The sequence below is a fragment of the Acidithiobacillus sp. HP-11 genome (genome assembly GCF_015100075.1).
Classification (GTDB): Bacteria; Pseudomonadota; Gammaproteobacteria; order Acidithiobacillales; family Acidithiobacillaceae; genus Acidithiobacillus; species Acidithiobacillus thiooxidans.
Map to the genome: position 1 here is coordinate 1 of NZ_JACKYY010000090.1, position 3972 is coordinate 3972.

Annotated in this window: 3 protein-coding genes; all 3 read left to right on the forward strand. The window is 56.1% G+C overall.

All coding sequences use genetic code 11. From position 1 onward, the window contains the following. Positions 1 to 672 precede the first annotated feature (672 nt). The 3 genes from H7F08_RS14935 (at position 673) to H7F08_RS14945 (ending at position 3487) form a co-directional block, all read left to right on the forward strand. A complete protein-coding gene (locus tag H7F08_RS14935) occupies positions 673 to 2754 on the forward strand; it encodes a putative bifunctional diguanylate cyclase/phosphodiesterase (RefSeq protein ID WP_193640974.1) in 2082 nt (693 codons plus the stop codon). A 1-nt stretch (position 2755) separates the two neighbouring features. Beyond that, complete coding sequence (locus H7F08_RS14940; protein WP_193640975.1) at positions 2756 to 2968, forward strand: hypothetical protein; 213 nt, start codon at positions 2756 to 2758, stop codon at positions 2966 to 2968. A 372-nt stretch (positions 2969 to 3340) separates the two neighbouring features. Then, positions 3341 to 3487 (forward strand): hypothetical protein, encoded by a 147-nt coding sequence (locus tag H7F08_RS14945; RefSeq protein ID WP_193640976.1) that lies wholly within the window; start codon positions 3341 to 3343, stop codon positions 3485 to 3487. Positions 3488 to 3972 lie beyond the last annotated feature (485 nt).

Sequence of the window (3972 nt, forward strand, 5' to 3'; positions counted from 1 at the left end):
GAAGTTTYGCCTTCTCCGATGTCCGCAAACTGATTACAGATGAAGCTCTCTCCAGCCATTTTCTGGGACTTTGGCCCCATCTCTGCCAACCCCCTCATAAATCATTCACTCAGATGCTCATGCGTATGGTGGCGTAGCATGCGGCGACTTATTCCTCATGAAAATCGGTGAAACTTCAGGTATAATTCTCTGGGCAGGACAACATCAGGGATGGCTGGAGCATGCGGAGTGCAACAACGCGGCAGAACACCCTCCAATGTTTTGCAAAAAAGCGATGTGCTCAGCGACGACAGGGGTACTGACAAAATGTCCACCAGACCTACAGCCGGACCACCATGGCGGTCTATTTCTAATCGATTTCGAGTCCTCCTGTCCAGCGTATCTGAACGATTTCTGTCCCAGTCGGACCGGCGGATACTGTGGTGGGGTAAAATCTTTTTTGTAGCGCTGGGCGTAACGTTTCTCGGCCTTGCCTTTTGGCAAGCCGCCGTGCTGGAGCAAGCCATACAGAAAGACTTTTCCACCGCTCCCCATATCGTCCTGCTCACTAATCCACAAGGGCAGGTAATTTCCTCTTGGAAGAGGGGTCATTGGGCGCCGCCGGAGCCCCATTCACCCCTCCCCGTCGGCACGGTGGCCATATCTGTACCAGGACACCCAGGGACGTTACATATGCAATGGGCCCCATCGTCGGCCCGTCAGGCATTCTGGCGGGCGGAACGGGGAAGGCTGCCCATTTTATTGGTCGCCTTGTTGCTGATTGGCGGCGTCGGCTGGTTTACCCAAAAACTGCTTCGCCAATTGATACGCCTGCGCCAATATCAGGCCGTCACCTTGCTGGTTCAGCGGGATCTCCTGAGCCAGGATAACCTTCAGGCCATGTACCAACGGCTGGTGGATAATGTGGTAGTGCAGACGGAAGCAATTGGGGCTTATGTCATTACCAGAGAATTGGCAGGCGCGTTTTTGACCATACAGGCGATGGCAGATACGGGCGACGATCCGTTGTCCGATAGAGCCGTACCCTTACGATGTCCAGCGCAAGGAATATGCCCCACTATCGTGGCTGGTGAGGTGTTCCGTACTGGGCTTCAGCAAGGCCCGCTGAATCCAAGTTCATCGGCCCTGACGCAAGATGTCAACGATGACCGTAGTGTGTTTGACCGTGTCCGCAGTGTTATGGCCATTCCGGTGTTTGTGGGTGGAGGGGAAATCCCATTTGCTGTGCTGGTGATCGAGAGCGAAGAAATTCAGCACTTCACGCGATCACTACAGGAAACATTGAAACAGCTAGCTACCAGCTTGGGGTTGGGGCTGAGCCGATATTATGAACAGCGCGAGTTGGAACAGGCAAAAGCAGAAATCGAAATCCTGGCGCGCCATGACATGCTGACGCATTTGCCAAACCGCCGGTTTCTGGAAGAACAACTGGAGCAAGCCATGGCCCGTGCAGAGCGGCATGGCAAACTGCTGGCGGTGTGCATGCTGGATCTGGACGGCTTTAAACCCGTGAACGACGCCTATGGCCACGAAGCCGGTGACGAGGTGCTCGTGACCCTGGGGAAACGATTGCCGGAGGCATTGCGCAAAATGGACTTTGTGGCTCGCCTGGGAGGTGATGAGTTCGTGCTCCTGGTGGAAGACCTCTCTGGGCCGAATGATCTCACCCCGATCTTTGCCAAGGTAGAAGAGGCCATGAATACCCCTATCTCACTGAGCCATGGCGAGATCGTCCAGATCAGTGGGAGCATGGGGATCGCCCTGTATCCCTTAGGGAAAGAAGAAACGGGCGACCAACTGCTGCGCGGCGCCGACCACGCCCTCTATGAGAGCAAGTCCAACAAGGTGGATAGAGAGCACTTCTGGGTGATCGGTGACAAAAATGCAGCACGGGAACGGCAGCGTACGCCAGCTCAACGGCTCTTGAGCGAAGGCGCCCTGGAGGTCTGGTATCAACCGGTTCTGAGTGGCGGCAGCCGCAAAGTGGTGGGTGTGGAAGCGCTGGCACGGCTGCGGGATGACGATGGCAGAATCCTGTATCCGGCAGAGTTTTTGCCTCAGTTGTCGGTCGATGACCTGACCAATCTCAGCAGCATGGTCCTCACTCAGGCGCTGGAAGACCTGAAAAAGCTGGACAATCTGGGGTGGTCATTGTGGGTGTCTTTCAACGTCGTCCCGGAGTCATTCTGCGGGAGCTGTGTGCCCCGCCTGCAAGGCGTAATCGACGCCAGTGGGGTGGCCCCTCAACGGATTACCCTGGAGATTCTGGAGGGCAGCGATTTTCTGGAGCGCAACGTAGCCCTGTCCGCCTTGCAGGGCATCAAAGATATGGGCATTCGCCTGGCGCTCGATGACGTAGGCAGCGCCTACGCCTCCCTCTTACGTCTAAAAGAACTCCCTATTGACGAGATCAAACTAGATCAAGGCTTTGTCCGGTTTCTCGGGGAAAGACCGCAAGACCTGCATTTCGTCCGCACCATTCAGGATCTGGCCTCAGAGCTGCAACTGGACCTGTGTAGTGGAAGGCGTGGAAACCCCAGACATCCTCGATGCCATGCTCACAACCGGTGTGCCCTATCTGCAGGGATATGCGATATCCAAGCCCTTGCCACTGACCAGTCTGCAGCAGTTTCTCTCTGGTTATGCCATCGATACCGGCACACATCCGGCCAGTCTGTTCGGTCTTTATGCCGGCACCCTGAAATTGCATGCTGCCATAAAAAATATATTACTAATCAATTCTACACAACTTGACATGGCATCCTTGGCGGATGGTCACCAGTGTCGCGGTCATAGCGTATTACATCGTTTTGGGTATGGCGACGATAGCCATCTGGTACAATTACATAATGCCTACCACCTTGCCCTTGGTGCCATTGCAAACGACACCAGTGACCATGGTTCATGGAAGGTCATGGAGTTTGCCCTGAACGAATTCCTGCAGGCTCTTCTGGGGGGCAGAGAGTAGATAAAAAACGGCTCACACCGGACATTTGGTATCAATTTTGTCTTGTGTAGGCTGTTTCCTCGTTTATTGAGGGCATAAAGAGTTCCAAGCAACGAGCCCCCATGATGAGCGGCTCGTTTTGTTTTGGCCGTTAAGGTGCGCCCGGACCGCCTGGGGGTGGGCCGCCAGGGCCTCCCGGTGGAGATGGCGGCCCACCCATAGGTCCTTGTGGGGACTGCTGAGGACCCGGTCCTCCTGGGCCACCCTGCTGGGGTCCCTGCGGTGGACCCCTTCTCGGAGCAAATTGTGGTCCCTGAGGAGGCCCTCCAGCTGGTCCTTGCTGGAACTGAGGGCCTCCAGGACCGGGTCCACCGGGTGGTGGAGGTCCTTGTTGTGGGCCGAATCCGGGCCCACCCGGTTGGGGACCCTGGGGTGGTCCCCCTGGGGGCCCAAAGCCTGGTCCGCCGGGAGGGCCAGGCGGGGGTGGTTGCGGTGCTCCAGGTGGAGCAGGCGGGGGTGGTTGTACCCCTAGGTAATTAAAATAATTGCCGGGTGGAGGCGGCGGCGGTGCACCAGGTGGTGGCGGGGGTGGCGGCGGTGCTCCCGCCGGCATGGGCGGGGGTGGCGCAGGATAATACTGGTAGTACGATTGCGGGTAGTAGTACCACATCATGTACTGCGCATAGAGTGGCTGACTGTAATAGTTGGTATACGCTGAGGGCGGCTCAAAGTACCCGTATTGCTGGGGCATGCCCGTGTTGCCGAGATTGATTCCGAGATTTCCTAACATGATGCCGAGGTCAAACGGAGCAGCTAACGCTGGCGTAGCGAGTGATAAAACACCCAAGCCTGCGAGGCCTATGGCGATACTGAGTACAATAGGTTTACGCGGCATAGCAAATCCCCTTTTATTATTTTACTTGATAAAGCCGAATTTGTTCCCAGAATGTTGCTTATGGCGCAGGAGGTGGGGGGGGCGGCGGGVKNCKYSRYAGAAAAAAGGGAGAAACCACATTTTCATTTTG